We start from the raw sequence: 17390 nt of genomic DNA on the forward strand, positions 1-17390 counted from the left end.
CCGGTTCGGCTTACTCAGGAATGGTGCCTTCGATGCCTTCGACATAGAAGTTCATGCCCGCCAGCGTGCCGTCATCTGCGGTCTCGCCTTCGGCCAGCCATGCGGAACCGTCCTGTTTGTTGATCGGACCGGTGAAGGGGTGGTACTCGCCCGATGCAATTTTCTCTTTCAGTTCCAGCGCTTCGGCTTTCACATCTGCGGGCACGGCGTCGGTGATCTCACCAATGCCGACCATGCCCGGCCCGATGCCGTCCCATGTGTCTTGGCTTTCCCATGTGCCGTCCATGACCGCTTTGACGCGGTCGATGTAGTAGGGCGCCCAGTTGTCGATGATCGAAGACACGCGCGGCTTGGGGGCATATTGCGCCATGTCGGAGGCTTGGCCAAAGGTGATCACGTTGCCCGCTTCCTGTGCAGCCGCTTGGGGTGCCGTGGAATCGGTGTGTTGCAGCACCACGTCGGCGCCCTGTTCGATCAGCACCTTGGCGGCGTCGGCTTCCTTGGCCGGGTCAAACCACGTGTAGGCCCAGACGATTTTGAACTGAACGTCGGGGTTTACCTTCTTGGCGTGGATATAGGCGGAGTTGATGCCGCGGATCACTTCCGGGATCGGGAAGGAGCCGATGTAGCCGATGATGTTGCTCTCGGTCATGGAGCCCGCGATATGGCCCTGAATGGCGCGGCCTTCGTAGAAACGCGCGGAATAGGTCGAGACGTTGTCGGCGCGTTTGTAACCGGTGGCGTGCTCGAATTTCACATCGGGGAATTTCTTGGCCACGTTGATGGTGGGGTCCATGTAGCCAAAGGAGGTGGTGAAGATCAGATCGGCACCGTCGAGCGCCATCTGCGTCATCACACGTTCGGAATCGGGGCCCTCGGCGACGCTTTCGACGAAGACGGTTTCGACCTTGTCGCCGAACTCTTCTTCGACGGCCAAACGGCCTTCGTTATGCTCATAGGTCCAGCCGCCGTCGCCCACGGGGCCGACAAAGACAAAGCCGACCTTGGTCTTGTCTTGGGCCACAGCGCCCGAAGCAAGGCCGAGCGCAAGGGCCGCGCTGGTCATAAGGGTGGTTAGTTTCATGAGGTTTCCCCTGTTTGCGTGCCCCTTTGCCGGGGCTTGATGTGCGGGCGATGCCGCGTGACGTGATGCCCCTAGTTCGAGGCGTGGAAGGTACGGCCCAGCGAGGCCGGCGCGGCGCTTTTGTCCGCCGACAGCACCACCAGAACGATGATGGTGATGATATACGGCGACATTGCCAGATACTCTACCGGAATGGCAACGCCCGCGCCTTGCAAGTTCAACTGCAACTGGGTGATGCCGCCGAAAAGATAGGCACCCAAGAGGGCGCGCCATGGCTTCCATGAGGCGAAGACGACGAGGGCGAGGGCGATCCAGCCGATCCCGGCGGTCATCCCTTCGGTCCATTGCGGCACGCGAATGAGGCTGATGTAGGCGCCGCCCAGGCCCGCGCAGGCGCCGCCAAAGAGGATCGCCGCGGTGCGGATGCGCTTGACCTTGTAGCCGAGCGCATGGGCTGCGTCGTGGCTCTCTCCTACAGCGCGCAGGATCAGGCCCGCGCGGGTGAATTTCAGCACCGCCCAGACCCCGGCGACCAGCGCGATGCCGAGGTAGAGGATGATGTCATGGGTGAAGAGGATCGGCCCAATAACGGGGATATCGGCCAGCGGGCCGAAGTCGATGTCACCCAGCCGCGGCGGCTTGATCCCGACGTAGCTCTGCCCGATCAGGGCCGAGAGGCCGAGACCGAAGAGCGTGAGCGACAGGCCCGAGGCGACCTGATTGGCCAGCGCCACTTGGGTCAGGAAGGCGAAGAGCAGGCTGAGCACGGCACCGCCCGCGGCGGCGGCGGCGAAGCCCAAAAGCGGCGAACCGGTCTCGACCGCCGTGGCAAAGCCGCAGATCGCGCCGGTGATCATCATGCCTTCGACGCCGAGGTTCAGCACGCCGGATTTCTCGACCACGAGTTCTCCGATGGCGGCGAAGATCAGCGGCGTCGCGGCGACAAGAAAGCCTGCGACGAACAAGAGCGGGTTGATTGCGGAAAGATCCATCAGGCAGCCTCCGCCGCGCCAAAGCGCAGCCGGTAATGAGTGAAAACGTCCAGCGCGAGCAGGAAGAACAGGAGCATGCCTTGGAACACCTGAATGGCGGCGGCAGGCAGGCCGAGGTTGGACTGCGCGATGTCCCCGCCGATATAGGTCAGCGCCATCAGCGCCCCGGCGAGCAGAATGCCGATCGGGTGCAACCGGCCAAGGAAGGCCACGATGATCGCCGTAAAGCCATAGCCCACGTTAAAGTCGATGGTGACCTGACCCGAGGGGCCAGCGACCTCGAACATGCCCGCAAGACCGGCGAGCAGGCCAGAGGTGCCGAGGCAAAACAGCACCAGCCGCGCCGGGTTCACGCCCGAGAATCGCGCCGCGCGCGGGGCCTCCCCGGTGACGCGGATGGCAAAGCCCAGACGGTGCCGTGCGAGCAGGACATAGGCAAAGATCACCGCGATCAGTGCTGCGACCACGCCCCAGTGCATGCCAGAGCCTGCGAAGAGTTCGGCGTTATGGGCAGAAGCGTATTGTTGCAGGTTGCGCGAGCCGGGAAAGCCGTAGCCTTCGGGATTTTTCAGCAATCCGAGTGACATGGAGGCAAGGAACTGTTCCGCCACATAGACCAGCATCAGCGAGACGAGGATTTCATTGGTGCCGAAACGCACCTTGAGAAGGGCCGGGATCATCGCCCAAAGCCAACCCCCGAGCGCCCCGGCGAGGATCATCAGCGGAAAGATATACCACGCCTCAAACGGGTAGAAAGCCAGCCCCACGCCCGCGCCAAAGAGGGCGCCCATGATATACTGCCCCTCGGCCCCGATGTTCCAAATGCCCGCCTTGAACCCAAGGCTGAGGCCGATGGCGATCAGCACCAAGGGTGCGCCTTTGATCAGCAGTTGTGGGCGGTAGTAAAAGGCGTAGTCGCCAAACAGGGGCTGCCAAAAGATCGTTTGCAGCGCCTCAATCGGGTCTTTGCCCAAGGCCGCGAACAAAAGCCCGCCGAAGATGAAAGTGGCCAGCACCGCCATGATCGGTGTCGACAGCGAGAGGGCCCGGCTGGGTTGCGGACGCTTTTCAAGGCGGATCACAGATCACCCCCAATGGTCAGAGTGAAAGATGTGAGGCTCGGCTTAGACATGCGCGACCTCCATACCATGTGCGCCGCCCATCATCAGGCCGATTTCTTCGACCGTCAGCCCCTGCGCGGGGCGGGACGGCGACAGGCGGCCTTCGTTCAGGGCGGCGAAATTGTCGGAAATCTCCATCAGCTCATCAAGGTCTTGGCTGATGACGATCACGGCGGTCCCGCCTGAGGCGAGATCGAGTAGCGCCTGCCGGATCGCGGCGGCGGCGGAGGCATCGACCCCCCATGTGGGCTGGTTCACCACCAAAAGCTCGGGCCGTTGCAGCACCTCGCGCCCGATGACGAATTTTTGCAGGTTGCCGCCTGAGAGCGAGCGCGCGGCATTGGCGGGGCCGGGGGTGCGCACGTCGAAGGTCTTGATGATCTTCTCGGCAAAGCTGCGCGCCTTGCCCCAGTCGAGCATGCCGCCGCGCTCTAGCCCCTCACGCGCCGCACCGGTCAGCATGGCGTTTTCCGTCAGCGACATATCCGGCACGGCGGCATGGCCGAGCCGCTCCTCGGGGGCGGTCAAGACGCCAAGCGCGCGGCGGGCGGTGGGGCCGAGCAGCCCAATGTCGCGCCCGTCAAAGGTGATCATGCCCGCGCCGACCAGTGTTTCGCCCGACAGCGCGTTGAGCAATTCGTCCTGCCCGTTGCCCGCAACGCCGCCGATGCCCAGCACCTCCCCGCGCCGCACCTCGACGGAAATATCGCGCAGCGGCATGCCGAAAGCATGGGCCGACCGGGCCGAAAGATCGTTCAGCCGCAGCGTCACTTCGCCCGGTTCCTTGCTGTCGCGGGTGGGCGTTTTCAGCGCGGAGCCCACCATCATCTCGGCCATGTCGCGGGCCGACGTCTCACGCGGGGTGCAATGGCCAACGACCTTGCCCAAGCGCAGGATCGTGGCGCTGTCGCACAGGCTGCGGATTTCTTCGAGCTTGTGGGAGATATAGAGGATCGCAGTGCCTTCGGCGCTGAGTTTGCGCAGGGTCTTGAACAGGATTTCAACCTCTTGCGGCGTGAGGACCGAGGTCGGCTCGTCCATGATCAGCAGTTTCGGCTCTTGCAGCAGGCAGCGGATGATCTCAACCCGCTGACGCTCCCCCGCCGAGAGGTCACCGACGGTGCGATCAGGTGCAAGCGGGAGGCCGTAGGTGTCCGACACATCGCGGATCTGCTGGCTCAGCTCGCGCATTCGCGGCGGGTTTTCCATGCCGAGGGCGATGTTCTCTGCCACGCTGAGCGCATCGAAAAGCGAGAAGTGCTGAAACACCATGCCCACGCCCGCCTGCCGCGCCGCATGGGGGTCGGTGGGGGCAAAGCTCTCGCCCCGCATCCGCATCTGGCCCGCGTCGGGTTTGACCAGTCCGTAAATCATTTTGACCAAAGTGGATTTGCCCGCGCCGTTCTCACCCAGCAGGGCGTGAACCTCGCCCGGAGCGATCCGCAGGGAAACGTCATCGTTCGCGACGACGCCGGGGTAGGCCTTGGTCAACCCGGTGAGGTCGAGAAGTGAAACAGTCATGCGGAAACCTTTGTCTGGGTCCGGGCGATGAGGGCGATCAGCGCGCCATGGGCAATTTGCGCAGGCAGCTTGCCCAGCGATTTATCGCCAATTGGACAGGTGATGCCAGAGGGATCCAACCCCATGTCATGCAAGCGGCGGGAAAACCGTGACTTTTTTGTGTCAGAGCCGATCAAGCCGACGCTCGCGGCGCCGCGATTGAGCAGCGCGGCACAGAGGGCGAGGTCGATGTCATGGGAATAGGTGAAGATCAGGTGGTGCGCCTCGCGCGGCGCATGGGCGGCGAGACGCGGCATGTCGGCGGCGGGGGTGACGGTGACATGGGGCGGGATCTGGTCGGGGAAACGGTCGCGGGCGCTGTCGATCCATGTCAGATCGAAGGCCCGGGGCGGGCAGGCGGCCACCACCGCCCGGCCCACATGCCCCGCGCCCCAGAGCCAGAGCGGCACGTCGCTGTGTACATCCGGCAGGGGCAGGGGGGTGGCCGCGTCCAGCGGGCGCGGCGTCGTGGTGTAGCGCAGGCTGACCGCGCCGCCGCAGCATTGGCCCAGACCGGGGCCGAGCGGCAGGGTCTGGCTGTCTTCGCACCGGCCCTCGGCCAGCATCTGGCGGGCGTGCGCAATGGCCTGATGCTCCAACGCGCCGCCGCCGATGGTGCCCGCGATTGCATTGGGCGTGACCTTCATCGCCGTGCCCGCATCCCGCGGGGCCGAACCGCGCGTGGCGGTGACCTCGACGAAGATCGCGGTCATTTCCGCGCCCGTCCAACGGCGGCGAGCACGGCCTCGGCGGTGGCCGGGGCCTGCAGGTCGCCGTAATGCGGGCCGCAGGCCGCCACCGCATCCGACAGCGCCATGAAGGCCGAGATGCCCAGCATGAAGGGCGGCTCGCCCACGGCTTTGGAGCGGTAGACGGTCTGCGCCGGGTTCGGCTGATCCCAGAGCGCCACGTTGAAGACCGGCGGGCGGTCCGAACAGGCGGGGATCTTGTAGGTCGAGGGCGCATGGGTGCGCAGGGTGCCGGTCTCGTCCCAGACCAGTTCCTCGGTCGTGAGCCAGCCTGCGCCTTGAACGTATCCGCCTTCGATCTGACCGATGTCGAGCGCGGGGTTCAGCGAGGCACCGGCGTCATGCAGGATATCGGTGCGCAGGATGCGGTTTTCGCCGGTTAGCGTGTCGATCACCACCTCGGTACAGGCCGCGCCATAGGCGAAGTAGTAGAACGGCCGCCCGCGCCCGGCGATGCGGTCCCATTCGATATCTGGCGTCTTGTAATAGCCGGTGGCGGAAAGGCTCACGCGGTTCTCATAGGCCGAGGCGGCGGCGGCGGCGAAGGTGATCTCCTCTCCGCCGATCTGCACCATGCCGTCGGCGAATACCACCTGATCGGGGGTGGTCTGGTAGCGTTCGGCCAGATGCGCGGCCATGCGGTCGCGGATCGTGTCGCAGGCGTTCTGCGCGGCCATGCCGTTGAGGTCCGAGCCCGAAGAGGCCGCGGTGGCCGAGGTATTAGGCACCTTCGCGGTATCCGTGGCGGTGATCTTGACCACCTCGGGCGAGACGCCGAAGCGCGAGGCCGCGACCTGCGCCACCTTCTGGAACAGCCCTTGCCCCATCTCGGTGCCGCCGTGGTTCAGGTGGATCGAGCCGTCTTGGTAGACATGCACCAGCGCGCCCGCCTGATTGAGGTGAGTGAGCGTGAAGGAGATGCCGAATTTTACTGGCGTGATCGCGATGCCGCGCTTCATCAGCGGGCTTTGCGCGTTCCACGCGGCGATGGCGGCGCGGCGCGCGTCGTAATCGCAGCTTTCGACGAGTCGGTCGGTCAGCGCGTTGATAATGCAATCGGTGACCGGCTGCTGGTAGGGCGTGGTCTGCACATCGGAGGGTGTTGCGGGGATCGCGGGCTCCTCGCCGGGCACAGGGGGCGCGCCGCGCGACGAAAGATCGGCCTCGGCCTCAGGCGGGGTGCGGTTGTCGATCGCGGTGCCGGTATTCTCCACCTCGGTCGGGCGGTGGGCGTTGTCGGCGTAGTAGTTCGCGCGGCGCACCGCGAGCGGGTCGAGGCCCAACTCCTGCGCGATATGATCCATTACCCGCTCGATGCCCACGATCCCCTGCGGGCCGCCGAAGCCGCGGAAGGCCGTGGCGCTGGCGGTATTGGTGCGCAAGCGGTGCGACGTGATGCGGATGTCGTTCAGATGATAGGCATTGTCTGCGTGCAGCATGGCGCGGTCGGCGACCGGCAGGCTGAGATCCATCGACCAGCCGCAGCGGGTGTAATGGGTGACATCCAGCGCGGTGATCCGGCCCGTCTCGTTAAAGCCCACGTCATACGCGACGCGAAAATCATGCCGCTTGCCGGTGATGATCATGTCGTCATCACGGTCATAGCGCATCTTGCAGGGCTTGCCGGTCATTGCCGCAGCGACCGAACAGGCGATGGCCAGCGCGTTGCCCTGGCTTTCCTTGCCGCCGAAACCGCCGCCCATGCGCCGGGTCTCGACCCGCACGGCGTGCATGGGGCGGCCAATGGCATGGGCGACTTTATGCTGGATCTCGGTCGGGTGCTGGGTCGAGGAATGCACCAGCATGTCGCCGTTGTCCTGCGGCAACGCCATGGCGGCCTGACCCTCGAGGTAGAAATGCTCCTGCCCGCCCATCTCGATCTGGCCGGCGAGGCGACGGCTGGCTTTTGACAGCGCGGTTTCGGCGTCGCCCTTCTGGTAGATGCGGGGGCCATCCTCGAAACGGCTGTTGGCGTCGAGCGCCTGTTCCACTGTCAGGATCGGGTCGCGCGGGGTGATCTGCGGCTTGCCCAGCTGGGCGGCGCGGCGCGCGGCGAGGTGGCTGGTGGCCACCACCAGATAGAGCGGCTGGCCCGCGTAATGCACCTCATCGGTCGCCAAAAGCGGCTCGTCATGGTTCGACGGCGAGGTGTCGCAGTCGTGCTCCAGATCGTCGGCGGTCAGGACCGCAACAACGCCGGGGGCCTTGCGCACGGCTTGAAGATCAAGACCCGTCAGATCACCCGCCGCGATGGGGCTGAGGCCAAAGGCCAGATGCAGCGTGCCGCGCGGGGTGGGGATGTCGTCGACGTAGCGCGCGGCGCCGGTCACATGCAGCTTCGCGGCGTCATGGGGAAGGGGCTTTGCGACGCTCATGCCGAGACCTCCAGCAGATTGGTGGGGGTGCCATTGGCGTCGTAGAAATAGCGCAGCAGCATGTTCTGCGCCGCCTGCATCCGGTAGGCGGCGGAGGCGCGCATGTCCGACAGCGGGGTGAAGTCGTCGCGCATCGCCTCCATCGCCTTGCGGATGGTCTCTTCGCTCCACGGTTCGCCGACGAGCGCCGCCTCAGCCGCAGCGGCGCGTTTCGGGGTGGCGGCCATGCCGCCGAAGACCACGCGGGCGGTGAGGATCTCCTCCCCGTTGCCGGTGATCGAGATGCAGCCGCAAACCGCCGAGATGTCCTGATCGAAACGCTTCGACAGCTTATAGCAACGCAGGGTGTCGTGCTGGCGCGGCACGGTGATCGCCTCGACAAATTCGCCCGGCGCACGGTCCTGCTTGCCGTAGTCGAGGAAGAAATCCTCCAGCGGCAGTTCGCGCCGCGCATCGCCACGGCGCAGGTGCAGCGTGGCACCAAGCGCAATGAGCGCGGGCGGGCCGTCACCGATGGGCGAGCCGTTGGCGATATTGCCGCCCAGCGTCGCCGCGTTGCGCACCTGCGTCGAGCCGTAGCGCCGCAGCATCACGCCCAAGCTGGGAAACAGCGGGGAAAGCTTTGCCTCCACCTCGGTCAGGGTCGTCATCGCCCCGATGCGCAGGCCGGTCTCGTCCTCGGTGATGCCGCGCAGATCGGCGCAGCGGTTGAGGAAGGCGACGGCGCCAAGATCGCGGAAACCCTTGGTGACCCAGAGGCCCACGTCCGTCGCCCCGGCGATCAGCGTCGCTTCGGGGTGGTCGAGGTACCACGCGGCCAGATCATCGCTGCTCTCGGGCTGCACATGGGGCGCGCCCTCGGCCTTGGCGGGAGCGGGGATGTCCTGTTTGAGCTTCGATTTGAGGCCCAAGAGATGGTCTGGCACGGGCTTGTCCGCCGCGGCTTCAGCCGCGCGGATGATCGGCGCGTAGCCGGTGCAGCGGCAGAGGTTGCCGGCAAGCTGCACATCATGGTCGCGGGCGCCGTTAAGATGCGCCGTGGCCATCGAGACCACGAAGCCCGGGGTGCAGAAACCGCATTGGCTGCCGTGATGTTCGACCATGGTCTCCTGCACCGGGTGCAGGGTGCCGTCGGCGCCCGCCATGCCTTCGACCGTGGTGACGGCCTTGCCGTTGATTTGCGGCAGGAACAGAATGCAGCCATTCAGCGCGCGGTGTCCGCTCTCATCACTGATCATGACCGAACAGGCCCCGCAATCGCCCTCGTTACAGCCCTCTTTCGTCCCCGTCAAGCCGCGCTCTTCGCGCAGCCAGTCAAGCAAGGTGGTGGTCGGGGACACGTTGGAGAGTGACACGACTTCTCCATTGAGAAGAAAAGTGATGTCCATTGGTTCTCATCCGCCGCGGTACAAAGTGGCCCGTAAACATGCGCGGGGTTCGATGCGGCGTAGAACCGGGCGCGGGCGAGGTAGAGGTCAGGCTAGCGGGGCGGGGGGCGTTTTGGCAAGAAAAAATACCTTGGGCGAAAAATGCAGCACTGCCGCATCCGGCGCTGGTGCCGGGCAGGCGGCTGGCATAGTTTGCGCCCATGTCAGATGCTCCCCGATTCATTCACCTGCGCAGCCATTCCGAGTATTCCCTGCTGGAAGGCGCGCTGCGGCTGAAAAAGCTGCCCGGCATGTGCCGTGACGCGGAAATGCCCGCGCTGGCGCTGACCGATACCAACAACATGTTCGCCGCGCTCGAGTTCTCGGTCGCCATGGCGGGGGCGGGCGTGCAGCCGATCATCGGCTGTCAGGTCGATGTCGCCTATGTCGAGGTGCAGCCGGGCGAGAAACCGCGCCCGCCCGCGCCGGTGGTTCTGCTGGCCCAGAGCGAATTGGGCTACGAGAACCTGATGAAGCTGAACTCCTGCCTCTATCTCGACAAGGGCGGGGCGGCGGCGGAGGTCACGCTGGCGGAACTCGAGGCGCTGAGCGCCGATCTCATCTGTCTCACCGGCGGTCCTTCGGGGCCGGTGGGGATGCTTTTGCAAGGCGGCCAGCGCCCGGCGGCGGAAGCGCTGATGGCGCGGCTGCACAAGGCTTTCGGCGACCGGCTCTACGTCGAGTTGCAGCGCCATCCGGAAGACGGCGGCCAGCCCGAGGCCGAGCGCCTGACCGAGCGCGGCTTTGTCGAGATGGCCTATGCCATGGACATCCCGCTGGTCGCGACCAACGATGTGTATTTCCCCAAGCCCGACATGTATGAGGCCCATGACGCGCTGATCTGCATCGCCGAGGGCGCCTATGTCGACCAGAGCCAGCCGCGCCGCCGTCTGACCGCGCAGCATTACTTCAAGTCGCAGGCCGAGATGGCGACGCTCTTTGCCGATCTGCCCGAGGCGCTGAGCAATACCGTCGAGATCGCCAAGCGCTGCGCCTTCATGGCCTACCGCCGCGATCCGATCCTGCCCAAGTTCGCCGACGACGAAGTCGCCGAGCTGCGCCGCATGGCCAATGAAGGCCTGCAGGCCCGTCTGGCAGTGATCCCCCATGCGGTGAGCGTGGAAGAATACCAAAAACGGCTCGATTTCGAGCTGGGCATCATCGAGGGCATGGGGTTCCCAGGCTACTTCCTGATCGTTGCCGACTTCATCCAATGGGCCAAGGACAACGACATCCCGGTCGGGCCGGGGCGGGGCTCCGGTGCGGGCTCGCTGGTGGCCTATGCGCTCACGATCACCGACCTCGACCCGCTGCGCTACTCGCTGCTCTTCGAGCGTTTCCTCAACCCCGAGCGGGTCTCCATGCCCGACTTCGACATCGACTTCTGCATGGACCGCCGCGAGGAGGTGATCCGCTACGTGCAAGAGAAATACGGCCGCGACAAGGTGGGGCAGATCATCACCTTCGGTGCGCTTTTGTCGAAGGCGGCGGTGCGCGACATCGGCCGGGTGCTGCAAATGCCTTACGGGCAGGTCGACCGGCTGTCGAAGATGATCCCGGTGGAGGGGGTGAAACCCGTTTCCATTGAGAAGGCGCTGGCGGACGAGCCGCGCCTGCGCGAGGAGGCCAAGAACGAGGAGGTCGTCGACCGGCTGCTGACCTACGGCCAGCAGGTCGAGGGGCTTTTGCGCAACGCCTCCACCCACGCGGCGGGCGTGGTGATCGGCGACCGACCGCTGGATCATCTGGTGCCGCTCTACCAAGACCCGCGCTCGGACATGCCGGCGACGCAGTTCAACATGAAATGGGTCGAACAGGCCGGGCTGGTGAAATTCGACTTTCTCGGCCTGAAGACCCTCACCGTCATCCAGAACGCGCTCGACCAGATCAAGGCGGGCGGGCGGCATCTGCATATCGCCGCGGACGGGCGGCAAATCTACGAGCCGCCCGAGGGCCATATCGATGACGTGGCGACCATCCCGCTCGACGATCCCGCCACCTACAAGCTTTACTCCAGCGCCAAGACGGTCGCGGTGTTCCAGGTGGAATCGAGCGGCATGATGGATGCGCTCAAGCGCATGAAGCCGACCTGTATCGAGGATATCGTCGCCCTCGTCGCGCTTTACCGCCCGGGGCCGATGGAAAACATTCCGGTCTATTGCGAGGTCAAGAACGGCCAGCGCGAGTTGGAATCGGTACACCCGTCGATCGACTATATCCTCGAAGAGACCCAAGGCATCATCGTCTATCAGGAACAGGTGATGCAGATCGCGCAGGTCATGGCGGGCTACTCGCTTGGCGGCGCCGACCTGCTGCGCCGTGCGATGGGTAAAAAGATCGCCGAGGAGATGGCCAAGGAACGCCCCAAGTTCGAAAAGGGCGCGATGGCCAATGGCGTCGACAAGAAGAAAGCGGCGGAGGTCTTCGACCTTCTGGAGAAATTCGCCAACTACGGTTTCAACAAGTCCCACGCCGCGGCCTATGCGGTGGTCAGCTACCAGACGGCTTGGCTAAAGGCGAACCACCCGGTCGAGTTCATGGCCGGGGTGATGAACTGCGATATCCACCTGACAGACAAGCTGGCGATCTATTTTGAGGAGGTGCGCAAGCACCTCGAACTGCCTTGGGTGCCGCCTTGCGTGAACCGCTCGGATGCCACCTTCAAGGTGGTCGACGGCGCCCTCGTCTATGCGCTGGGCGCACTGAAAAACGTCGGGCTTGAGGCGATGAAACTGGTGACCGAGGGGCGCAAGGTCGATGGTGTTGACCGGCCCTTCGCCACGCTTTTCGACTTCGCGCGGCGGGTGGACCTCAAGCGGGTCGGCAAACGCCCGCTGGAAATGCTGGTGCGCTCGGGCGCCTTCGATCAGCTCGACAGCAACCGGCGGCGGGTGTTCCAGTCGCTCGACGGGCTGGTGAACTACTCCGCCGCAATCCACGAGCAGAAGGCCTCGAACCAAGTGTCGCTCTTCGGAGAGGCGGGCGACGATCTGCCCGAGCCGCGGATGCTGCCCTGCGACGATTGGCAATCGGCCGAGCGACTGGCCGAGGAGTTCAAGGCCGTGGGCTTCTACCTCTCGGGCCACCCGCTGGACGACTACATGCCGCCCCTGAAGCGCAAATGGGCGCGTGAGACAGGTCTGCCCTTCCTCACGCTCGACGAACTGAATGAAAAGGTCAGCACCCGCGGCGCGATGAACGCGCGGCTGGCGGGGGTGGTAGCGGGGCGGCAGGAGCGCAAATCAGCGCGGGGCAACCGCTTTGCCTTTGCGCAATTGTCGGACCCCACCGGGGGCTACGAGGTGACGATTTTTTCGGACGTGCTGGAGGCTTCGCGCGATCATCTGGAGGTCGGCTCCAAGGTGGTCGTCACCGTCGAGGCCACGATGGAGAGCGACCAGTTGAAGCTGCTGGCGCGCGGCATCGGGCCGATCGACGCGGCGGTGGCGGATGCGGGCAGCATGGGGCTGCGGGTCTTCATCGACGGGCCGGGGGCGATCCAATCGGTGGCCGATGTGCTCGACGGGGCGCGGCAGGCGGTGAAGGCGGCAGGCAAGGGGCCGGTGCAATTCTGCCTGATGGATCCCAGCCTGCCCGGCGAGGTCGAGGTTGATCTGGGCCGCGAATTCCCGGTGACACCGCAGATCAAAGGCGCGATCCGCTCGCTCGACGGGGTGATGGAGGTCGAGGAGATCTGACCCTCCCGCCGTCTTGGTCGCTGCGTCATCTGCGCGTCCAGTGGACGGCGGCGGGTGGCTGCGCTACCTGCCTGCCAAGCAATGGGGAGCAGAGCATGAAACGACGCATCGGCCTTTTGATTGTGGGGACGTTGCTCTCCGCCTGCGCAATGGCCCCCACCGCGCCGAACCCGCAGATCTCCGAGGTTTCATTCGGTGCCGCCCTGCCGTTTGGCGAGGTGGCCCGTGTCTGCGATCTGGATCTGAGCGAATTGGGGCAACTGGTCGAGGAGCCCGCGGCGCGGGGCTATCGGTTGTTCGATTCGCAGCCCGGCAGCGCCGGGGCGCGCAGTTTCTACATCACCGGCTTTGCGGATGATTGCGCGCGTCAGTTGACGGCGGCCAATGTGCTGTTCGGCACGCCCTCGGTCTATGAGCAACTGCACTACGGCCCGGGGGGGGAGAACCTGCCCACAGCCGAGACCGACGCGGCCTATGAGGCGATCAAGGCCCGCGTTTGCGGTGCGGGGCGCGGGAAACCCTGCGGGCGGCAGATCGGCAAGCTCGACAAGACCACCTTTTTCGTCAGCGCCTATGAGCGTTTGGGCCAGACCGCGCGCTGGTCCGAAGTGCTGGTGCATGACGGGGCCGTCGCCGCCGTGGCAATGAAATCAGCCAATTGACGGGTGCGCGGCGCTGCCGCTCAGTAATGCGGGGGGCGCTCATCGTCCAAGAGCACCGCGCCACCGCCCGAAGCGTCCCGCTCTCCTTCGCGCTGCATCAGCATATAGACGCGGCGGTTGAGAGTGACGATCTCGGCCTCCTGACGGGTGACAATCTCTGACATATCGTCGACCGCGCGGGTCAGATGGGCGATCTGCTCTTCAAGGCGGCTGATATGCTCGGCTGTTTGGTCTGGGGTGTGATCAGGGCTTTGGTCAGTCATGGCGCGCATCCTTTTTGCGCGATCTAGCACGGACCGGCGGCGCAGGACAGGGGCGGGATGCCGCGTTGCTTGCTCTTGCGGGGGGCTTGGGCTAGACGCGAGGCCAATTGATGCACCGAGGATCCTTGCCATGGCAAAGCCCAAGAAAACCCCCCGTCCCAAGGCGCAAACCCCGAAAGGGTTCCGCGATTATTTCGGGACCGAGGTGACCCATCGGGCCGAGATGCTGAACAAGATCGCCGCCGTCTATCACCGCTACGGGTTCGACGCGCTGGAAAGCTCGGGCGTGGAGACGGTCGAGGCGCTTGGCAAGTTCCTGCCCGACGTTGACCGCCCGAACGAGGGCGTCTTTGCCTGGCAAGAGGATGCCGAGGGCGACAAACCCGGGGACTGGCTCGCGCTGCGCTATGACCTGACCGCCCCCTTGGCGCGGGTCTATTCCCAGCATCGCAACGACCTGCCGATGCCCTACCGCCGCTACGCCATGGGCCCGGTCTGGCGCAACGAGAAGCCCGGGCCCGGGCGGTTCCGGCAGTTCTACCAATGCGACGCCGATACCGTCGGCGCGCCCTCGGTCGCTGCCGATGCGGAGATCTGCGCCATGCTGGCCGATTGCCTTGAGGAAGTGGGCATCGCGCGCGGCGACTATGTGGTGCGGGTGAACAACCGCAAGGTGCTGAACGGCGTGCTCGAAGTGGCCGGGCTTTCGGGCGACGACAAGGAAGCCGAGCGCGGCATCGTGCTGCGCGCCATCGACAAGCTCGACCGGCTGGGGCCGGAGGGCGTGCGCGCGCTTTTGGGTGAGGGCCGCAAGGACGACAGCGGCGATTTCACCAAAGGTGCAGGGCTGGGCGAGGCGCAGGCCGAAGTCGTGATGGGCTTCATGCAGGCCAAGCGCGAGACCGGGGCCGAGACCGTGGCGCGGCTGCGCGACTTGGTGGCAGGCTCCGAGGTCGGCGTGCAGGGCGTGGATGAGTTGCAGCTTATCTCGGACCTGCTGGCGGCGGGCGGCTATGGCCCCGACCGGGTGGAGATCGACCCCTCGGTCGTGCGCGGCCTTGGCTATTACACCGGCCCGGTCTTCGAGGCCGAACTGACCTTCGAGATCAAAGACGAGAAGGGCCGCGCGCGCAACTTCGGCTCGGTCGCGGGCGGCGGGCGTTACGACGATCTGGTGAAGCGTTTCACCGGGCAGGAGGTGCCAGCAACCGGCGTCTCCATCGGTGTCGACCGTCTTCTCGCTGCACTGGCCGCCAAAGGGCGGCTTGAGGCCGAAGCGACAGGCCCCGTCGTCGTTACCGTGATGGACCGCGACCGCATGGCCGATTATCAGGCCATGGTGGCCGAGCTGCGGCAGGCGGGCATCCGGGCGGAGGTCTACCTCGGCAACCCGAAGAACTTCGGCAACCAGATGAAATACGCCGACAAGCGGCAAAGCCCCGTGGTCGTCATCGAAGGCGGTGACGAGAAGGACCGCGGCGTGGTGCAGATCAAGGACATGGTGCTGGGCGCGCAACTGGCGCAAGAGGCCAGCCATGACGAGTGGAAAGAGCGCCCCAACCAATATGAGGTGCCACGCGGCGATCTGATCAAAGCGGTGCGCGATATTCTGGATCGGACAAGCTGATGCCGACACGTTCCGAAACGCTGGCGCGGGCGGCTTCGCTACGCGCAATTTTCGAGGCGCAGGGTGCTGTGCTCGTTGAGCCGCCGATCTTGCAGCCGGCGGACACGCTGCTGGACCTCTACGGCGAGGATATCCGCGCGCGGGCCTATGTCACCTCGGACGCGCTGCGTGGGGAGCAGATGCTGCGCCCTGATTTTACCGTGCCCGTGGTGCAGATGCATATGGCTCATGGGGCCGAGCCCGCGCGCTATACCTACTCCGGTGAGGTTTTTCGCCGTCAGGAGCATGACCCGAACCGGGCCAATGAGTACATTCAGGTTGGCTTTGAAGTCTTCGACCGCGCCGATCCGGCGGCGGCGGATGCCGAGGTTTTCGCCCTGATTGCCGAGGCGATGCAGGGCCTGCCGGTGCGTCCCGTGACGGGCGATATCGGCGTGCTGATGGCGGCGGTGCAGGGGCTGGGCACATCCCCCGCGCGCAAACAGGCGTTGATGCGCCACATCTGGCGCCCGCGCCGCTTTCGTGCGCTGCTTGACCGTTATGCCGGGCGCAGCCCTGTGCCCGCGGGGCGCAAGGCGCTGCTGGCCGAGGCCGAGGTGACATGCGACGCGCCGATGGTGGGGCTGCGCTCCCGCGCCGAGATTGAAGCCCGCGTCGCGGCCCTGCGCGAGGATGCGCAGACGCCGCCGATCTCCGCGCAGCAGGTCGACCTTTTCGAAGCGCTGTTGGAGGTCAAGGAAACCCTGCCGAACGCGCTGAGCCGCCTGCGCGATCTGGCCGTGGACATGCCCGCCATCGGCGATGCTGTGGCCCGTGTCGCGGCCCGCGCCGATGCGATGCGCGCCCGCGGGATCGACACCGACGCGCTGCTCTTCGAGGCCAGCCATGGCCGGTCTTCGATGGAATATTACGACGGTTTCGTCTTTGCCTTCCGCGCCGCCTCGCGGCCCGATCTGCCGAGCATCGCCTCTGGCGGGCGCTATGATGCGCTGACCCGGCGGCTGGGGCAGGGCGATGAAATCCCGGCGGTGGGCGGTGTGATGCGCCCCGGCCTGATGCTGGAACTGGAGGCCGGGCAATGACGCTGAAACTGGGTGTGCCGTCCAAGGGGCGGCTGATGGAAAAGACCTTCGAATGGTTCGGCGCCCGCGGCGTCCGCCTGCAGCGCACCGGGTCCGACCGCGAATATGCGGGCAAGGTCGAGGGGATTGAGGATGTCTCGCTCGTGCTGCTTTCGGCGGGTGAAATCCCGCGCGAACTCTCGGCGGGGCGGATCCACCTTGGCGTAACTGGCACCGATCTGGTGCAAGAGAAGCTGGCGCTTTGGGATCAACTGGTCGAACCGGTGGAAGAGTTGAACTTCGGCCATGCCGACCTGATCATCGCCGTGCCGCAGGCTTGGGTCGATGTCGATACGCTGGATGATCTCGACGCCGCCGCCGCCGCCTTCCGTGCCGAACATGGCTTCCGTCTGCGCATTGCCACCAAGTATCACCGGCTGGTGCGGGAGTTCCTGCGCACCCACGGCGTGGCCGATTATGCGCTGGTCGACAGCCAAGGCGCGACCGAGGGCACCGTGCTCAATGAGACCGCCGAGGCCATCGCCGATATCACCTCCAGCGGGGAGACCCTGCGCGCCAATCATCTGAAGATCCTCAGCGACGGTTTGATCCTGCAATCGCAGGCGACGCTATGGCGCTCGCGCATGGCGCCCCTAGAGGATCACAGCCGCAAAGCGCTGAAAACCCTGATCGCACAGCTGACCTGACGTAGCGTCACAGCCCCGGGTTTTTCCCTTCCCTTCCATGGCATTGCACCTTCCGAGCCGCTCC

Annotated in this window: 13 protein-coding genes; 5 read left to right on the forward strand and 8 right to left on the reverse strand. The window is 65.4% G+C overall.

What is annotated here, in order from left to right:
- Positions 1-10 precede the first annotated feature (10 nt).
- From ACGYLA_RS13935 to xdhA, 7 genes are all read right to left on the reverse strand, one after another.
- Positions 11-1084 (reverse strand): BMP family ABC transporter substrate-binding protein, encoded by a 1074-nt coding sequence (locus ACGYLA_RS13935; protein ID WP_271689091.1) that lies wholly within the window; start codon positions 1082-1084, stop codon positions 11-13.
- Between the two features lie 71 nt (positions 1085-1155).
- Entirely contained in the window at positions 1156-2076 is a 921-nt protein-coding gene (locus ACGYLA_RS13940) for an ABC transporter permease (RefSeq protein ID WP_067935773.1), read from the reverse strand.
- Entirely contained in the window at positions 2076-3158 is a 1083-nt protein-coding gene (locus ACGYLA_RS13945; protein WP_394433264.1) for an ABC transporter permease, read from the reverse strand. Before ACGYLA_RS13945 ends, ACGYLA_RS13940 begins: the two co-directional genes overlap by 1 nt.
- Before the next feature lie 42 nt (positions 3159-3200).
- A complete protein-coding gene (locus ACGYLA_RS13950; protein WP_394433266.1) occupies positions 3201-4718 on the reverse strand; it encodes an ABC transporter ATP-binding protein in 1518 nt (505 codons plus the stop codon).
- On the reverse strand, positions 4715-5470 hold the full coding sequence (gene xdhC / locus ACGYLA_RS13955) for a xanthine dehydrogenase accessory protein XdhC (protein ID WP_394433268.1): 756 nt from the start codon (positions 5468-5470) through the stop codon (positions 4715-4717). The genes ACGYLA_RS13950 and xdhC overlap by 4 nt, the downstream gene beginning before the upstream one ends.
- Positions 5467-7881, reverse strand: a complete 2415-nt coding sequence (gene xdhB, locus ACGYLA_RS13960) for a xanthine dehydrogenase molybdopterin binding subunit (RefSeq protein WP_394433270.1) — start codon at positions 7879-7881, stop codon at positions 5467-5469. The genes xdhC and xdhB overlap by 4 nt, the downstream gene beginning before the upstream one ends.
- Positions 7878-9269, reverse strand: coding sequence for a xanthine dehydrogenase small subunit (gene xdhA / locus ACGYLA_RS13965; RefSeq protein ID WP_394433271.1), 1392 nt, complete (start codon positions 9267-9269; stop codon positions 7878-7880). Before xdhA ends, xdhB begins: the two co-directional genes overlap by 4 nt.
- A 200-nt stretch (positions 9270-9469) precedes the next feature.
- Here xdhA and dnaE point away from each other — a divergent pair, with 200 nt between their 5' ends.
- Entirely contained in the window at positions 9470-13006 is a 3537-nt protein-coding gene (gene dnaE / locus ACGYLA_RS13970) for a DNA polymerase III subunit alpha (protein WP_394433273.1), read from the forward strand.
- A gap of 95 nt (positions 13007-13101) precedes the next feature.
- Positions 13102-13668: a hypothetical protein gene (locus ACGYLA_RS13975; RefSeq protein ID WP_394433275.1), complete on the forward strand. Its 567-nt coding sequence runs from the start codon at positions 13102-13104 to the stop codon at positions 13666-13668.
- Between the two features lie 20 nt (positions 13669-13688).
- Here ACGYLA_RS13975 and ACGYLA_RS13980 read toward each other — a convergent pair whose 3' ends face one another.
- Positions 13689-13883, reverse strand: coding sequence for a SlyX family protein (locus tag ACGYLA_RS13980; protein WP_394433313.1), 195 nt, complete (start codon positions 13881-13883; stop codon positions 13689-13691).
- A 178-nt stretch (positions 13884-14061) separates the two neighbouring features.
- On the opposite strand from ACGYLA_RS13980, the gene hisS reads away from it, so the two are divergent.
- The 3 genes from hisS to hisG are packed head-to-tail and all read left to right on the forward strand — an operon-like array spanning position 14062 to position 17326.
- Entirely contained in the window at positions 14062-15558 is a 1497-nt protein-coding gene (gene hisS, locus ACGYLA_RS13985; RefSeq protein WP_394433277.1) for a histidine--tRNA ligase, read from the forward strand.
- Complete coding sequence (locus ACGYLA_RS13990; protein WP_394433279.1) at positions 15558-16640, forward strand: ATP phosphoribosyltransferase regulatory subunit; 1083 nt, start codon at positions 15558-15560, stop codon at positions 16638-16640. Before hisS ends, ACGYLA_RS13990 begins: the two co-directional genes overlap by 1 nt.
- Positions 16637-17326: an ATP phosphoribosyltransferase gene (gene hisG / locus ACGYLA_RS13995; protein ID WP_394433281.1), complete on the forward strand. Its 690-nt coding sequence runs from the start codon at positions 16637-16639 to the stop codon at positions 17324-17326. Before ACGYLA_RS13990 ends, hisG begins: the two co-directional genes overlap by 4 nt.
- The last annotated feature ends 64 nt before the right edge of the window (positions 17327-17390 follow it).

The organism is Sulfitobacter sp. 1A13679 (genome assembly GCF_043557115.1).
GTDB classification, from domain to species: Bacteria; Pseudomonadota; Alphaproteobacteria; order Rhodobacterales; family Rhodobacteraceae; genus Sulfitobacter; species Sulfitobacter faviae.

Coding starts and splice junctions, on each gene's coding strand:
- dnaE (WP_394433273.1), top strand. CDS start 9,470: ATGTCAGATGCTCCCCGATTCATTCACCTGCGCAGCCATTCCGAGTAT.
- ACGYLA_RS13935 (WP_271689091.1), bottom strand. CDS start 1,084: ATGAAACTAACCACCCTTATGACCAGCGCGGCCCTTGCGCTCGGCCTT.
- hisS (WP_394433277.1), top strand. CDS start 14,062: ATGGCAAAGCCCAAGAAAACCCCCCGTCCCAAGGCGCAAACCCCGAAA.
- ACGYLA_RS13950 (WP_394433266.1), bottom strand. CDS start 4,718: ATGACTGTTTCACTTCTCGACCTCACCGGGTTGACCAAGGCCTACCCC.
- xdhB (WP_394433270.1), bottom strand. CDS start 7,881: ATGAGCGTCGCAAAGCCCCTTCCCCATGACGCCGCGAAGCTGCATGTG.
- ACGYLA_RS13975 (WP_394433275.1), top strand. CDS start 13,102: ATGAAACGACGCATCGGCCTTTTGATTGTGGGGACGTTGCTCTCCGCC.
- ACGYLA_RS13940 (WP_067935773.1), bottom strand. CDS start 2,076: ATGGATCTTTCCGCAATCAACCCGCTCTTGTTCGTCGCAGGCTTTCTT.
- ACGYLA_RS13990 (WP_394433279.1), top strand. CDS start 15,558: ATGCCGACACGTTCCGAAACGCTGGCGCGGGCGGCTTCGCTACGCGCA.
- xdhA (WP_394433271.1), bottom strand. CDS start 9,269: ATGGACATCACTTTTCTTCTCAATGGAGAAGTCGTGTCACTCTCCAAC.
- hisG (WP_394433281.1), top strand. CDS start 16,637: ATGACGCTGAAACTGGGTGTGCCGTCCAAGGGGCGGCTGATGGAAAAG.
- xdhC (WP_394433268.1), bottom strand. CDS start 5,470: ATGACCGCGATCTTCGTCGAGGTCACCGCCACGCGCGGTTCGGCCCCG.